Consider the following 12,917-nt stretch of genomic DNA (forward strand, 5'->3'; position numbering starts at 1 on the left):
TGGATTCCGCTTGCCTTTTGTAATTCTGCCCGGTTGGAAATTAAGGATACTAGTTTCTACGAGTCTTCCTTGTCATTTGTTGAATCATACGTTTTCCCCCTGAAGGTGTTGTCGTTGATCAATGCTGGGGGAAAGCCGGCGAGGCGTCTGGGAAGGTTGCTTTAGTAGATTCTTGAAATGAATCACAATTCCCGGTTTTGTCTCTTTACCGTGACAAGAGGCCAAGACTCGCCCTCCGATACTGAACCTTTCGAAACAACCACAGATAGAATCGGCGATATAAGTATTTTAACTTATCCAACGGCGGGCGCTTTTTTGTTCGCAAATGTCAGGGAGTGATCGAATCAACCGTCATTGCCGGGTGCTGGGGCTTCCGGAACGGCTGGAGGCATGACAAAAAGATCCGGCGCGTGCTTCGGGCAGCGCGGCCGCCGCTCCGGATGAGAAGCTGAAATGGTCCCGCTTGAGTTTCTTCTTGTTGCATTGCTGGCCCTCGTGTTCGAAGCGGCGATCGGCTATCCGGATCTTGTCTTCCGATGGATCGGACATCCCGTTACCTGGATGGGGTCGCTGATCGGCTTCCTCGACCGAACGCTCAATCGGGATGACCTCGGCGACGATCGCCGCCGGCTGAATGGCGTTTTCGCCGCTATCGTCAACGTGGCCGTCAGTGCCCTTGTTGCCGCGGCAGTCGGATCGCTCGCCGGTCTCGCTGGCCCGATCGCCGGACCTTGTGTTGCCGCCGTAGTCGGCTCGACGTTGTTGGCCGCCCGCAGCTTGCACGTTCATGTCGCCGCCGTGGCTGACGCCATGCGTCAAGGGGGCCTAGAGGCGGGGCGCCTTGCCGTCGGGCGGATCGTCGGACGCAATCCGGCGCATCTCGACGCCGCTGGCGTCTGCCGGGCCGCTATTGAAAGCCTTGCCGAAAGCTTTTCGGACGGCGTGACGGCGCCTCTGTTCTGGATGGCCGTTCTGGGTCTGCCGGGAGCGGCCGCCTACAAGGCGATCAACACCGCCGACTCGATGATCGGTCACAAGACGTCGCGCCATATCGCCTTCGGCTGGGCATCGGCAAGGCTCGACGACCTCGTCAATCTGCCGGCCTCCCGCATCACCGCCTGGGCAATCGTGGCGGCGGCGCTTGCCGACGACGGCGCTTCGGCGGCAGCGGCCGTTCGAGCGATCGATCGGGATGCCCATCGCCACAAGTCGCCCAACGCCGGTTGGCCCGAGGCGGCGATGGCGGGCGCCCTCGGCCTGCGCCTCAACGGCCCCAAGGTCTACGGCGACACGCGAGTTGAGGATGCCTGGATGGGCGATGGCCGCGCGGAGGTCAACGCCTACGATATCGACCGCGCGCTGAGGCTTTATCGCCGAGCTCTGTTGCTGATCTTCGCCCTGCTGGGGCTTGTCTGGCTCGGCCTCATCATCCTGGCCTTCGGCTGAGATCGAGAAGAGCGTCGGCGTCGAGGTGGGTGGCAAGATGATCTGCCAGCCCATCGAGCGATCGGTCGATTTCCGCCTCGTAGGCAAGCGCCGACGGGCTGGCGCCAATCCAGCGGAGCAATCGTTCCCGCTGTCGATCGTCGGCGAACAGGCCGTGACAATAGGTTCCGACCACATTGCCGTCCGGTGAGCTCGCCCCCTCGTCGCTGCCGTCCGAGAGGAGAGCGAATGGCCTGGAGCGATCCGGGCCGACGGTCGCACCGACATGCATTTCATAGCCGGAGAACGGCGTGTCGTCGGGCATCGACCTTCCACTCACCGGCTGAAGGCGCTTGTCGCCGGTCATTGTGGTCTCGACATCCAGCAGGCCGAGGCCGTCGATGGCGCCGAGATCGCTCTCGATTTGCCCGGGATCGAGCAGCCTCCGCCCGAGCATCTGGTAGCCGCCGCAGAGACCAAGCACCTTGCCGCCTTGCCGGGCATGGGCGCGAATGTCGATGTCCCAGCCTTCCGACTTGAGTGCGAGAAGGTCGGGGATGGTTGCCTTGGAGCCGGGCAGAAGCACGAGGTCGGCGCTTGGCAATGGTCGGCCGGATTCGGCGAGGATCACGTCGACCCCCGGCTCCTGCCGCAACGGGTCAAGGTCGTCGAAATTGGCGATGCGCGGTAGCACAGGCACGACAATGCGCTTGCGTTTCCCGCCGTGGCCAGCCTCGTGGCGGCTTCTCAGCCCCAGGGCATCCTCGGCGGGCAATCGGTTGGCTTGTGCGAAATAGGGAACCACGCCGAAGGAGCGCCATCCCGTATGCCGCGTGATCAGCGTCAGGCCGGTATCGAACAGCGAGACGTCACCGCGAAACCGATTGATGAGATAGCCGGCAACAAGCGCCGCGTCCTCGTCCGCCATCACCGCCTTGGTGCCGACAAGGCTGGCGATGACCCCGCCCCTGTCGATGTCGCCGATCAGCACGACAGGGGTGTCGGTGGCCCGCGCAAAGCCCATGTTGGCAATGTCACCAGCTCTGAGGTTGACTTCCGCCGGCGATCCCGCCCCTTCGACCAGCAGGAGGTCGGCATCCGCCGACAAGCGCGCGAAGCTGTCGAGCACGGCCGGCATCAGGTCGGGCTTCATCGCCTGATAGTCACGCGCTCGCGCGTTGCCGGCAACACGCCCCTGCACCACCACCTGCGAACCGATCTCCGACTGCGGTTTCAGAAGCACCGGGTTCATGTGAACGGATGGCGGGATGCCGGCGGCGCGAGCCTGCAGCGCTTGCGCCCGGCCGATCTCGCCGCCGTCGGCTGTCACGGCAGCGTTGTTCGACATGTTTTGCGGCTTGAAGGGCCGTACCTTGAGGCCGCGTCGCGCGTACAGGCGGCAAAGGCCGGCGACGATCAGCGACTTGCCGACGTCCGAGCCCGTGCCCTGAAACATCAGCCGACTGACCATCAGTACTCGATCCCCGGCTGCGCCTTCACGCCGGCCGCGAAGTGATGCTTGGTCGCGACCATCTCGGTCACGCAATCGGCCGCCTCGATCAACTCGGCCTTGGCATTGCGACCGGTGACGACGACGGTAAGGTCGGGCCGTCTCGCCTTGAGCGCCTCCACCACGTCGAGAAGCGGCAGATGCTCGTAGCGGAGCGCGATGTTCAACTCGTCGAGGACGAGCAGGCGAACGTCCGGATCGTCCATCAAGGCGGTCGCCTTGCTCCATGCGGCTTGCGCGGCGGCGACGTCACGCGCCCTGTCCTGCGTTTCCCAGGTAAAGCCCTCACCGAGCGTGTGCCAGGATACGCCCGGAAAGCTCTCGAGCACGCGCCGCTCGCCACTTTCCCAGCCACCCTTGCCGAACTGCACCACGCCAACCTTCCAGCCATGGCCAAGAGTGCGGACCACCAGCCCGAAGGCGGCGGTCGACTTGCCTTTGCCCGGCCCGGTGTTGACGATCAGCAATCCTTTTTCGCTGATGGTCTTCGAGGCCACCTCTGCGTCCTGCACTGCCTTGCGCTTCGCCATCTTCAGCCGATGGCGTTCGGCATCCGGGTCGGTCATCAATGCGCCTCGTCCCAGTTCTGGGCGGCGCGGGCATCGACGACCAGCGGGACGTCGAGCTTCACGACGGGCTCGGCGGCGCCTTCCATGACGGAACGCACTACAGGGATGGTCGCCTCGACTTCCTCATCCAGGACTTCGAAGATCAGTTCGTCGTGGACCTGCAGCAGCATCAGCGCCGAAAGACCGGCCTTGATGAGCTCGGCCTCCATGCGCGCCATGGCGCGACGGATGATATCGGCGGCCGATCCCTGGATCGGCGCGTTGATGGCGGCGCGTTCCATGAAAGCGCGCATCGAGGCATTGGGCGAGCTGATCTCCGGATAATGCGCTTTGCGGCCGAAGATGGTGGTGACGTAGCCGTTCTCTCGCGCTTGACGCTTGGTCGCCTCCATGTAGTCGCGAATGCCCGGGAAGCGTTGGAAGTAGCGCTTGATGTAGTCGCTGGCCTCCTCGCGCGGGATGGATAGCTGGTTGGCGAGGCCGAAGGCCGAGATGCCGTAGATGATGCCGAAGTTGATCGCCTTGGCCCGGCGGCGGATCATCGGGTCCATCCCCTCGACCGGTACGCCGAACATTTCCGAGGCGGTCATCGCGTGAATGTCGATCCCCTCGGCGAAGGCGTTCTTCAGCGCGGGTATATTTGCGACATGGGCCAGAACGCGGAGCTCGATCTGGCTGTAGTCGGCCGACACCAGCTTGCGGCCTGCCGGCGCAACGAAGGCACGGCGGATCTTGCGGCCTTCCTCCGTGCGAACCGGAATGTTCTGGAGGTTGGGTTCCGACGAGGCGAGGCGTCCGGTCGTGGTGGAAGCCAGCGAATAGCTGGTGTGGACACGCTTGGTCTCCGGGTGGATGTAGCCGGGCAACGCGTCGGTGTAGGTCGACTTCAGCTTGGAGAGCTGCCGCCAGTCGAGGATGCGGCGCGGCAGTTCGTGTCCCTCGGAGGCGAGGTCCTCAAGCACGTCGGCTCCCGTCGCCCAGGCGCCGGTCTTGGTCTTCTTGGCGCCGGAAAGGCCCAGCTTGCCGAACAGGATGTCGCCGATCTGCTTGGGCGAGCCGATGTTGAAGGTTTCGCCGGCTACCTCGAAGATGCCGGCCTCCATGGCGGCCATCGACTGTGCGAAATCGCCCGATAGCCGCGACAGGATCTGCCGGTCGACGGACACGCCGCGCATTTCCATGCGGGCGATGACGTCGATGAGCGGTCGTTCGGCCGTCTCGTAGAGAGCGGTCATGCCTTCCGCCGCGAGGCGGGGTTTCAAAACGTGCCAGAGGCGAAGCGTGATGTCGGCATCCTCGGCCGCGTATTGCGTGGCGCGGTCGAGCGGAACACGGTCGAAGGTGATCATCGACTTGCCGGATCCGCAGACGTCCTTGAAGGCGATCGGCTTGTGTCCGAGCAGCACCTCCGACAACTCGTCCATGCCGTGCCCCATGCGGCCGGCGTCCAGCGCATAGGACATCAGCATGGTGTCGTCGCAAGGCGCGACTGTGATCCCGAGGCGCTTCAGGATCACCCAGTCATACTTGGCATTCTGCCCGATCTTCAGAACCGACGGATCCTCGAGAAGCGGTTTCAGGATGCGGACGAAGTCGCCAATGGCAATCTGACCGGCGATCAGGCCGCCGCCGAGCAGGTCGCCCGTGCCGGACATGTGGGCGAGCGGAATATAGCAGGCTCGGCCCGGCGTCACCGCCAGCGATGCGCCGACGATCTCGACTTGCATGGGATCGAGGCCCGACGTTTCCGTATCGAAAGCGACGCGCCCGACTTCATGGGCCTCCGCGACCCACGCTTCCAGACGGGCGATGTCGGTGACCGTCTCATAGCGCGAATAGTCGACCGGGATGGCCTGCATCAGGGCCGCTGCTTCGGCGGCGCGGCCCGACGGCGAAAACTGCTGCGTGACGGGGAGCTTCTCTCCGTTCTCCGCGCCTTGCTGGTCTGGTGCGGGGGCTTTGTCGGTCGCAGCTCTGGCACGGTCTTCCGTGGATGAGGCCTCGCCTTCGGGCGGCCAGTGCGTTACCGGCACCACGGCAGGCGTCACCTTGGATGGCTCGACACCGGTCGCCTCGGACACGCGGCGAATGATGGTCGAGAACTCCATCGCCTTGGCATAGGCGATCAGCCGCTCGCCGACGATCGGCCGAACGCCGAGCGTGTCGATTGGTTGCTCCAAGGGCACGTCGCATTTCAGCGTCACGAGGCGGTGGGAAATGCGCGCCTGCTCGGCGAAGGCAATCAGGTTCTCGCGCCGCTTCTGCTGCTTGATGCCGGTCGCGGCGGCCAGAAGCGCTTCGAGGTTGCCATACTCGAGGATGAGTTGCGCCGCCGTCTTGAGGCCGATGCCGGGCACGCCGGGCACGTTGTCGACCGAGTCGCCGGCAAGCGACTGCACCTCGATCACCTTGTCAGGCGGAACGCCGAACTTTTCGATCACTTCGGGAACGCCGATCCGCCGGTCCTTCATCGTGTCGAGCAGCATGACGCGCTCGCCAACCAACTGCATCAGATCCTTGTCCGATGAGACGATGGTGACGTCGGCGCCGGCCGCCGCCGCTTCCGCCGCATAGGTAGCGATCAGGTCGTCGGCTTCGTAGCCAAGCTGTTCGACGCAAGGCACGTTGAAGGCGCGGACGGCTTCGCGGATCAGCCCGAACTGCGGTCTGAGGTCGGCCGGTGGCTCGGGGCGTTGCGCCTTGTAGAGCGGATAGATCTCGTTGCGGAAGGTCACCGAGGAGGCGTCGAAGATCACCGCGAGATGCGTAGGCCTGACGCCGACCGCTGTTTGCTCGGTTTCCTTCAGGAGCCGCCACAACATGTTGCAGAAGCCGGAGACCGCACCGATCGGTACGCCGTCCGATTTGCGGGTCAGTGGCGGCAGCGCATGATAGGCGCGGAAAATGTAGCCCGATCCGTCGATCAGGAACACATGGTCGCCGGCGCGGACCGGACGCGAGGTGGGGCTCGAAGGGGATTCTGCATTCGACATGGTCGGACTATGCCCGCCCGCCCGTAGGAAGTGAAGACACGCCTTCGCTGGCCGTCACCACTGCTGACGCTTTCCGGTCGATGTCCACCAGAGCCTGCGTCCGAAGGACCTGATTTCGGCCCGGCGACGAAAGTCCAGGCGCAGTCATGGGATTTTATGGGCAGTTGCGACGCAACCTCGAATCCCTACCCGACCATCGGCGGGGATGACACCTCGGCATGGCCGGTCATCATGGTTGGCGATTCGCGGGTTGGGGGCAGCCATGAAGAGTAGCGGCGGCCGGTATTTTGAGGACTTCAGGGTCGGTCAGGTCTTCCGTCATGCCAGCCCTCGTACAGTGACCGACGGGGACGTCGCCTTCTACCGGGCTCTCACAGGCAACCGCTTCGCCCTGCAATCGTCGGACGACTTCGCCCACGCGGTCGGTCATCCGATGGCTCCGATCGATGACCTGCTGATCTTCAACATCGTGCTTGCCCAGTCGGTGCCGGATGTCGGTCTCAACGCCGTTGCCAATCTAGGCTATGCCGGCTGTCGTTTTCTTGCGCCGGTCTATCCCGGCGAAACGATCTCCGCCGTGACCGAGGTGATCGGTCTGCGCGATACTGGCGGGCGGACTGGCGTCGTCTACCTGAGGACCACCGGCCACAAGGACGGCGGTGTCGAGGTAATCGACTTTGCTCGTTGGCAGACGGTGCGCAAGACCGAGGAGGGTGTGCAGCCCTTTTCCGAGCAGCTGGTGCCGCCCTTGCCAGCGGCGGTCCCCGCCGATGCGCTGGGCGCTCGCCTGCCGGTACTCGACCTTTCCGCCTGGGACAGCGGCCTGTCCGGCAGCCGTTTCCGCTGGAGCGACTATGAGCTCGGCGAACGCATCGACCATGTCGACGGCGCTCTCGTGGACGAAGGGACGACCATGATGGCGGCCCGCTTCTTCGGCAATCCGGCGAGACAGCATCCGTTGCCGTTTTCCGACGAGCGTTCGCGCGGCCGTTGGCTGGTGGCGGGTGGTCTCGTCATGGCCATCGGCCGGGCGCTGATGTTCAACGGCCTCGGTAATGCCGTTCATGTCGCAGCCATCAACGCCGGCCGCTATGTCGGCCCGGTGTTCACCGGCTCGACCATCCATGCCTGGTCGACCATTGTTGGCAAGGAGCTGATCGACGGCCGCGATGATCTCGGGGCGCTGCGTGTTCGTCTGGTCGGTACGCGCGACCAACCGGCAGCCGACTTTCCCGACCGTGACGAGAGCGGCGCCTACCTGCCATCGGTCGTGCTCGATCTCGATCTTTGGCTGCTGATGCCGCGCTGACGCTGGCCCGGGCTCCTGTCAGCCCCTGAGTTCCGCGGCAAGCAGGCGGCGAACGGCCTTCTCCGCCTCGAGGGATACCTTCTTGCGGTCGGTGTCACGGTCGAAACGGATCGGCTCGCCGAAAATGATGCTCACATCGAAGTCGGAGGCCGCGAGCAGGTCCTTGGCATGCGGCACAAGGTCCTGATCGCCAACCCACGATACGATCGAGCGCCCGGATCGACCGAGCGGCAGGCCCAGCATGTGCGTGTAGGCGATGGCGACGGGCTGTACGAACACCGCTTCGACGCCGGCGTCGTTCAGGGCGGCGCGGGCGGCGCCGAACAACGACGAGCGGAAGGGAAGGACCTGATTGCCGTCGGATGTGGTGCCTTCGGGAAACAGAACGATGGCATCGCCCTCGGCCAGACGGCGGCCGATGCTGTCTGCCTGGTCGGCGGTGGATCCACGTCGGGCCCGATCGACGAACACCGAATGTTGCAGTCGGGCGAAGAAACCGATCAAGGGCCAGGCGCCCACTTCGCGCTTGGCCACGAAGGACAGCGGCATCACCGCGCTATAGGCGGAGATGTCGATCCAGGATGCGTGGTTCGCAGCGAGAAGCAACGGCCTCTCTGAGGCCGGCCGTCCACGCACATGCAGCCTGATGCCAAGCGTCCATAACGCCAGTCGATGGAAAAGCATCTGAAGCTGGCCGGCAAGGCGCAGGCGCCACCTTCGGGCCGGGATGTAGAGAATGACGAGAATGAAAGCGGCCACGGCAAACAGCGGCAGCGTCAACGCCGCCCTTACGTGGCCTGGTTTCACGCCTTGTCCTCCGTGCCGGCTTCGTCGATCGGCACGCCATAGAGCTCAAGCCGGTGGTCGATCAGCTTGTAGCCGAGCTTGCGGGCGACCTCGCGCTGCAACGCCTCGATCTCGTCGCTGTGGAACTCGACCACGGCGCCGGTACGGAAATCGATCAGATGGTCGTGGTGCTCGTCAGGCAGAGGCTCGTAGCGCGAGCGGCCGTCGCGGAAGTCGAGCCGGGCGATCATGCCGGCGTCGTCGAACAGCTTGACGGTGCGATAGACCGTCGAGATCGAGATGTTGTTGTCGATCGCCGAGGCGCGCCGATAGACTTCTTCGACATCGGGATGATCAACGGCCTGCTCAAGCACGCGCGCAATGATTCGCCGCTGCTCGGTCATGCGCATGCCGCGCGCCGCACAGGCTTCTTCCAAAGAGAGCGGAGTGGTTTCCTCGGTCATCGCGGGTACCCTCGAACTGTCTGGCCGCCGTCGCCGGCCAAATATGGGTTATTTGAGATCGGCTCGCATGACAAGGGCGTTCGCGGTGCCGCCGGCATAGTAGTTGGCACGGCGGCCGACCTCTCGGAAACCGAGGCGCCTATAAAGAGCGAGCGCCGGGCCATTGCTCTCATCCACCTCAAGGAACAGCGACGCGACGCGCATGAAATAGAGGCGGCGGATCGTTTCGTCCATCATCAGGCGTCCGACACCACGGCCGCGCCGCGCGGGAGAAACGGCAACGGTCAGGATTTCGGCCTCATCCGCGGCAGCCCGCGACATGACGAATCCGATCGGTCGGCGGGTAAAGGGCGTCCGGCCCTCGCGAGCCACGATCGTGGTCACAGTGGGGTCGGCGATCAGGGCCTCCATCTCGGTGGCCGGCCAGCCGTGACGGAACGCATGGGCGTGCAGGGCTGCGAGGTCGTCGGCGTCGGAGATGCGACCGGGCTCGCAGATCGGACGAGGCGCAGCAAACAGGCGCAACAGGTCGCAAGGCTTCATGGCGTCGGATTGGGTGCAAGAAGGCCGGGCACGGGCGGCTGCGGCTTGGCGTCGGGCGCCCTGAGATAGAGCGGGCGGGGCAGGGCGATGTCCGGATCCGCGACGCTCCCGAGCCGGGCAAGTGCCAACGGGCTCGTCGCGGTCATTGCGTCGACAGGTGGTACGCGCAAGCCGGAAATCGCCGCCTGATGAGTAAGGATCGCCGCGCCCGAGCCGGCGATCACGGTGGCGCTGGCACCCAGGCGATCCAGCACGCTCTCAGCGTCGGCGGCAAACGGAGGCTCCAACACCTCTCCCTTCGGACCGTAGAGAGCGGCGTAGATCTCACCGCGCCGGGCGTCGACGGCGGCGAGTATGGGGCCGTCAGCCAGTTCTTCGAGCGACGCGGCAATGAGGCGAAGCGCGTCGATGCCCACCACCGGAACACCGAGCGCCAGACCCAGGCCGCGACCCGCCGCCACAGCGATGCGAATGCCGGTGAAGCTGCCAGGGCCGACGTTGACGGCGATGCGCCCGACGCATTCGATGTCGACGCCGGCCGCCGTCAGGACTTCGTCGATCAGTGGGAACAGCCGTTCGGCGTGGCCGCGCGAGATCGCCTCGGCACGCACGGTTTCCTTCCCGTCGCCCGAAAGAGCGACGGCAACCCGGTCGTTGGCTGTATCGAGCGCGAGCGTCAGCATCGGCCCCCTTTATCCCGCCCTGCCGCCGCTGTCGAGCAGCCATGCCGCATCGTCCACCTTCGCGCTCGCCAAACGACGCGCAGGGCTTGCGCCGTCGGGCTGGTACGGCCAGATTAGTCCTGACGAGAAAGGAGTTGCGGTATCGTGGTGATGACAGGTGGACAGGGGGGCTTGCGGGAACTCGACGCGCGATCGCGCGACATTTTCCGTCGCATCGTCGAGGCTTATCTCGACACTGGCGACCCCGTGGGCAGCCGCAACATATCGCGCCTTCTGGCTGCGCCGCTGTCGCCCGCATCGGTCCGCAACGTCATGTCCGATCTGGAGGCGGCGGGCCTTCTCTACGCACCGCATACGTCCGCCGGCAGGTTGCCGACAGAACTCGGTTTGCGCTTCTTCGTCGATGCCATGCTGGAGATCGGCGACCTCACCGAGGGCGATCGGTCGGCGATCGAAGGTCGTCTCAAGGCGTCGGGTATCGGCAAGAGCATCGAGGACGTATTGACGGAGGCGTCGCAGACGCTGTCCGGCCTGACGCGCGGCGCCGGCGTGGTCTTGACGCAAAAGGCCGATCCACGGCTTCGCCACATCGAGTTCGTGCGCATCGAGCCGACGCGCGGCATCGTCGTGCTGGTGGGCGACAACGGCACCGTCGAAAACCGACTGATCGATCTGCCCCCCGACCTGCCGGCGTCCGCCCTGCAGGAGGCGGCAAACTATCTCAACGCCCGCATCCGTGGCCGCACACTTAGCGAGACGCGTGCCGAGGTCGAACGTCAGCGCGCCGCGCGCAAGCTCGAGCTGGATACCTTGACCGCCCGCCTCGTCGATGCCGGTCTGGCGTCCTGGTCCGGTGCCGACGGCAGCCGACCCCAGACTCTGATCGTACGCGGGCGCGCCAATCTGCTGGACGATGTCCGGGCCGCCGAGGATCTGGAACGCATTCGGGCGCTTTTCGACGAGCTTGAGAGCTCCGAGGACCTGATCGAGCTGCTCGGCCTCGCCGATGCCGGCGAGGGCGTGCGCATCTTCATCGGCTCGGAGAACAAGCTGTTCGGCCTGTCGGGCTCATCGCTCGTGGTGTCGCCCTATCGCGACGCCGAGGCGCGGGTGATCGGGGTCGTCGGCGTCATCGGCCCGACCCGGCTCAATTATGCGCGCGTCGTCCCCATGGTCGACTACACAGCCCGCGTGGTTGGCCGCATCCTGGGCTGACCGGTTAACGCTCAGTCGATCGGAAATTCGTCGAACTGCGGCAGCGTGTCGCAGATATCGAACCAGGGCGCCTTTGAGCCGACAAAGATATGCGCGGTCGGACGGATCGAGGGCGGATCGATCAAGGTGCCAAGCGTGACATGCAGATAGCCCCCATCGCGGACCTGCGAGTAGAGTAACGAACCACAGCACTTGCAATGAGCATCGTGGCTACCTTCGCCGAAACGCATGACGTCGCTTGCGCCACGCACCACGGTCAGTCGCTCGGTCCGGATACCTGCGAAGGGCTTGAAGGCGGCGCCTGTGGCCCGGCGGCAGTTCGAGCAATGGCAGTTCAGCGCATACTCGAATGCGTCGTCCACCTCATAGCCTACCTGGCGGCAAAGGCATTCGCCTCGCAGGCGGTTCGTTCCCTGTTTCATTGGATCTCGTTCCCGTTGGTGAAAGGCGGATATCCTTCTCGTTTTCAAGGCCAATCGCGGGATCTCCGGCGAGGAGGACTGACATTGCGGCTCCACAGCAGCATACTTGCAGGTCGGTGCGCGGGGAAAGCAGAGCCAAGGGTTGATTTTCCCGCCCGGAACCCTCAAATCCGGGGCACGTTTGGCGGCAGCAGTCGCTTTGAAACAGCATGAGGACAAGATGGCAGACGAGACAGCACAGACTCCCGAACCGGCCGCTCCTGAACTGGACCCGGTGGTCGACCAGGGGCTCCAGCGTATCGCCGCCCTCGAGAAGGAGGCGGGCGATCTCAAGGATCAACTCCTCCGGACCCTCGCCGACATGGAAAATCTCCGCCGCCGTACCGAGCGCGAGATCGCCGATGCTCGCACCTATGCGGTGACCAACTTCGCCCGCGACATCGTGGGCGCCGCCGACAACCTGACGCGCGCCATCGCCGCGGTCGACGCCGAAGCGCGCGCCAACGGGGGCGAAGCGCTGATCTCTCTGGTCGAAGGCGTCGAGCTGACCGAGCGCGAGCTGATGAAAGCGCTCGAAAAGCATGGCGTCAGCCGCGTCGATCCGGCCGGCGAGAAGTTCGATCCCAACTTCCATCAGGCGATGTTCGAGGTGCCCGATCCCAGCGTGCCGAGCGGCACCGTGGTGCAGGTGATGCAGGTCGGCTTCAAGATTGGCGAGCGCGTACTGCGGCCAGCCCTCGTCGGCGTCGGCCGCGGTGGCCCGAAGGTGGCGCCTGCCGAAGAGGACGACTCCCAACCGGAAACGCCGGCCGAGAGCGGCCACAAGGTCGACAAGACGGTGTGAGCCGAAGCTCCTCCGGAAGTGCAAAAAAGGGCGTCCGAGGGGGCGCCCTTTTCCTTTTCTCAAGGCTGTTTGGACTTCGATCGATCCTCATACGCGCTTCCACGTAAAAGGGCTGGCAATCGCTCGTCATCGCGTTTACCGTCAGCTCAGGCCC

12 protein-coding genes are annotated in these 12,917 nt (G+C 64.7%); 4 read left to right on the forward strand and 8 right to left on the reverse strand.

The genetic code is table 11. The annotated features are described in order from the left end of the window. Positions 1-453 precede the first annotated feature (453 nt). Positions 454-1,446, forward strand: coding sequence for an adenosylcobinamide-phosphate synthase CbiB (gene cbiB / locus M4J40_RS09905; protein ID WP_251753918.1), 993 nt, complete (start codon positions 454-456; stop codon positions 1,444-1,446). On the opposite strand, the gene M4J40_RS09910 is transcribed toward cbiB, so the two are convergent. From M4J40_RS09910 to polA, 3 genes are read right to left on the reverse strand one after another with little or no spacing between them, the layout of a single operon-like run. After that, on the reverse strand, positions 1,427-2,896 hold the full coding sequence (locus M4J40_RS09910; RefSeq protein ID WP_251753919.1) for a cobyric acid synthase: 1,470 nt from the start codon (positions 2,894-2,896) through the stop codon (positions 1,427-1,429). The genes cbiB and M4J40_RS09910 overlap by 20 nt on opposite strands. Continuing rightward, positions 2,896-3,501, reverse strand: a complete 606-nt coding sequence (gene cobO, locus M4J40_RS09915) for a cob(I)yrinic acid a,c-diamide adenosyltransferase (RefSeq protein WP_251753920.1) — start codon at positions 3,499-3,501, stop codon at positions 2,896-2,898. The genes M4J40_RS09910 and cobO overlap by 1 nt, the downstream gene beginning before the upstream one ends. Then, positions 3,501-6,497 (reverse strand): DNA polymerase I, encoded by a 2,997-nt coding sequence (polA, locus tag M4J40_RS09920; protein WP_251753921.1) that lies wholly within the window; start codon positions 6,495-6,497, stop codon positions 3,501-3,503. Before polA ends, cobO begins: the two co-directional genes overlap by 1 nt. Before the next feature lie 262 nt (positions 6,498-6,759). Between polA and M4J40_RS09925 the strand changes: the two genes are divergently transcribed. Next, the gene (locus M4J40_RS09925; RefSeq protein ID WP_251753922.1) at positions 6,760-7,806 is read left to right on the forward strand and encodes a MaoC family dehydratase; all 1,047 of its coding nucleotides are present in this window, start codon (positions 6,760-6,762) and stop codon (positions 7,804-7,806) included. An 18-nt stretch (positions 7,807-7,824) separates the two neighbouring features. Here M4J40_RS09925 and M4J40_RS09930 read toward each other — a convergent pair whose 3' ends face one another. From M4J40_RS09930 to tsaB, 4 genes are read right to left on the reverse strand one after another with little or no spacing between them, the layout of a single operon-like run. Further along, on the reverse strand, positions 7,825-8,613 hold the full coding sequence (locus M4J40_RS09930) for a 1-acyl-sn-glycerol-3-phosphate acyltransferase (protein WP_251753923.1): 789 nt from the start codon (positions 8,611-8,613) through the stop codon (positions 7,825-7,827). Further along, positions 8,610-9,056, reverse strand: a complete 447-nt coding sequence (locus tag M4J40_RS09935) for a Fur family transcriptional regulator (protein ID WP_251753924.1) — start codon at positions 9,054-9,056, stop codon at positions 8,610-8,612. The genes M4J40_RS09930 and M4J40_RS09935 overlap by 4 nt, the downstream gene beginning before the upstream one ends. Positions 9,057-9,104: 48 nt before the next feature. Continuing rightward, positions 9,105-9,599 carry a ribosomal protein S18-alanine N-acetyltransferase gene (gene rimI / locus M4J40_RS09940; protein ID WP_251753925.1) on the reverse strand — a complete coding sequence of 165 codons (495 nt, stop codon included), beginning with the start codon at positions 9,597-9,599 and terminating at the stop codon, positions 9,105-9,107. Continuing rightward, complete coding sequence (tsaB, locus tag M4J40_RS09945) at positions 9,596-10,282, reverse strand: tRNA (adenosine(37)-N6)-threonylcarbamoyltransferase complex dimerization subunit type 1 TsaB (RefSeq protein WP_251753926.1); 687 nt, start codon at positions 10,280-10,282, stop codon at positions 9,596-9,598. Before tsaB ends, rimI begins: the two co-directional genes overlap by 4 nt. Before the next feature lie 150 nt (positions 10,283-10,432). On the opposite strand from tsaB, the gene hrcA reads away from it, so the two are divergent. Beyond that, a complete protein-coding gene (hrcA, locus tag M4J40_RS09950; protein ID WP_251754265.1) occupies positions 10,433-11,497 on the forward strand; it encodes a heat-inducible transcriptional repressor HrcA in 1,065 nt (354 codons plus the stop codon). A gap of 11 nt (positions 11,498-11,508) precedes the next feature. On the opposite strand, the gene M4J40_RS09955 is transcribed toward hrcA, so the two are convergent. After that, positions 11,509-11,919: a GFA family protein gene (locus M4J40_RS09955; protein ID WP_251753927.1), complete on the reverse strand. Its 411-nt coding sequence runs from the start codon at positions 11,917-11,919 to the stop codon at positions 11,509-11,511. A 220-nt stretch (positions 11,920-12,139) separates the two neighbouring features. Between M4J40_RS09955 and grpE the strand changes: the two genes are divergently transcribed. Continuing rightward, positions 12,140-12,763: a nucleotide exchange factor GrpE gene (gene grpE, locus M4J40_RS09960; RefSeq protein ID WP_251753928.1), complete on the forward strand. Its 624-nt coding sequence runs from the start codon at positions 12,140-12,142 to the stop codon at positions 12,761-12,763. The last annotated feature ends 154 nt before the right edge of the window (positions 12,764-12,917 follow it).

It is taken from the genome of Pleomorphomonas sp. JP5, assembly GCF_023721815.1.
In the GTDB taxonomy this organism is placed as follows: domain Bacteria; phylum Pseudomonadota; class Alphaproteobacteria; order Rhizobiales; family Pleomorphomonadaceae; genus Pleomorphomonas.

What these genes read in the sequence shown, in the direction of transcription:
- cbiB (WP_251753918.1), top strand. Translation starts at nt 454, where the DNA reads ATGGTCCCGCTTGAGTTTCTTCTTGTTGCATTGCTGGCCCTCGTGTTC.
- M4J40_RS09910 (WP_251753919.1), bottom strand. Translation starts at nt 2,896, where the DNA reads ATGGTCAGTCGGCTGATGTTTCAGGGCACGGGCTCGGACGTCGGCAAG.
- cobO (WP_251753920.1), bottom strand. Translation starts at nt 3,501, where the DNA reads ATGACCGACCCGGATGCCGAACGCCATCGGCTGAAGATGGCGAAGCGC.
- polA (WP_251753921.1), bottom strand. Translation starts at nt 6,497, where the DNA reads ATGTCGAATGCAGAATCCCCTTCGAGCCCCACCTCGCGTCCGGTCCGC.
- M4J40_RS09925 (WP_251753922.1), top strand. Translation starts at nt 6,760, where the DNA reads ATGAAGAGTAGCGGCGGCCGGTATTTTGAGGACTTCAGGGTCGGTCAG.
- M4J40_RS09935 (WP_251753924.1), bottom strand. Translation starts at nt 9,056, where the DNA reads ATGACCGAGGAAACCACTCCGCTCTCTTTGGAAGAAGCCTGTGCGGCG.
- rimI (WP_251753925.1), bottom strand. Translation starts at nt 9,599, where the DNA reads ATGAAGCCTTGCGACCTGTTGCGCCTGTTTGCTGCGCCTCGTCCGATC.
- tsaB (WP_251753926.1), bottom strand. Translation starts at nt 10,282, where the DNA reads ATGCTGACGCTCGCGCTCGATACAGCCAACGACCGGGTTGCCGTCGCT.
- hrcA (WP_251754265.1), top strand. Translation starts at nt 10,433, where the DNA reads ATGACAGGTGGACAGGGGGGCTTGCGGGAACTCGACGCGCGATCGCGC.
- M4J40_RS09955 (WP_251753927.1), bottom strand. Translation starts at nt 11,919, where the DNA reads ATGAAACAGGGAACGAACCGCCTGCGAGGCGAATGCCTTTGCCGCCAG.
- grpE (WP_251753928.1), top strand. Translation starts at nt 12,140, where the DNA reads ATGGCAGACGAGACAGCACAGACTCCCGAACCGGCCGCTCCTGAACTG.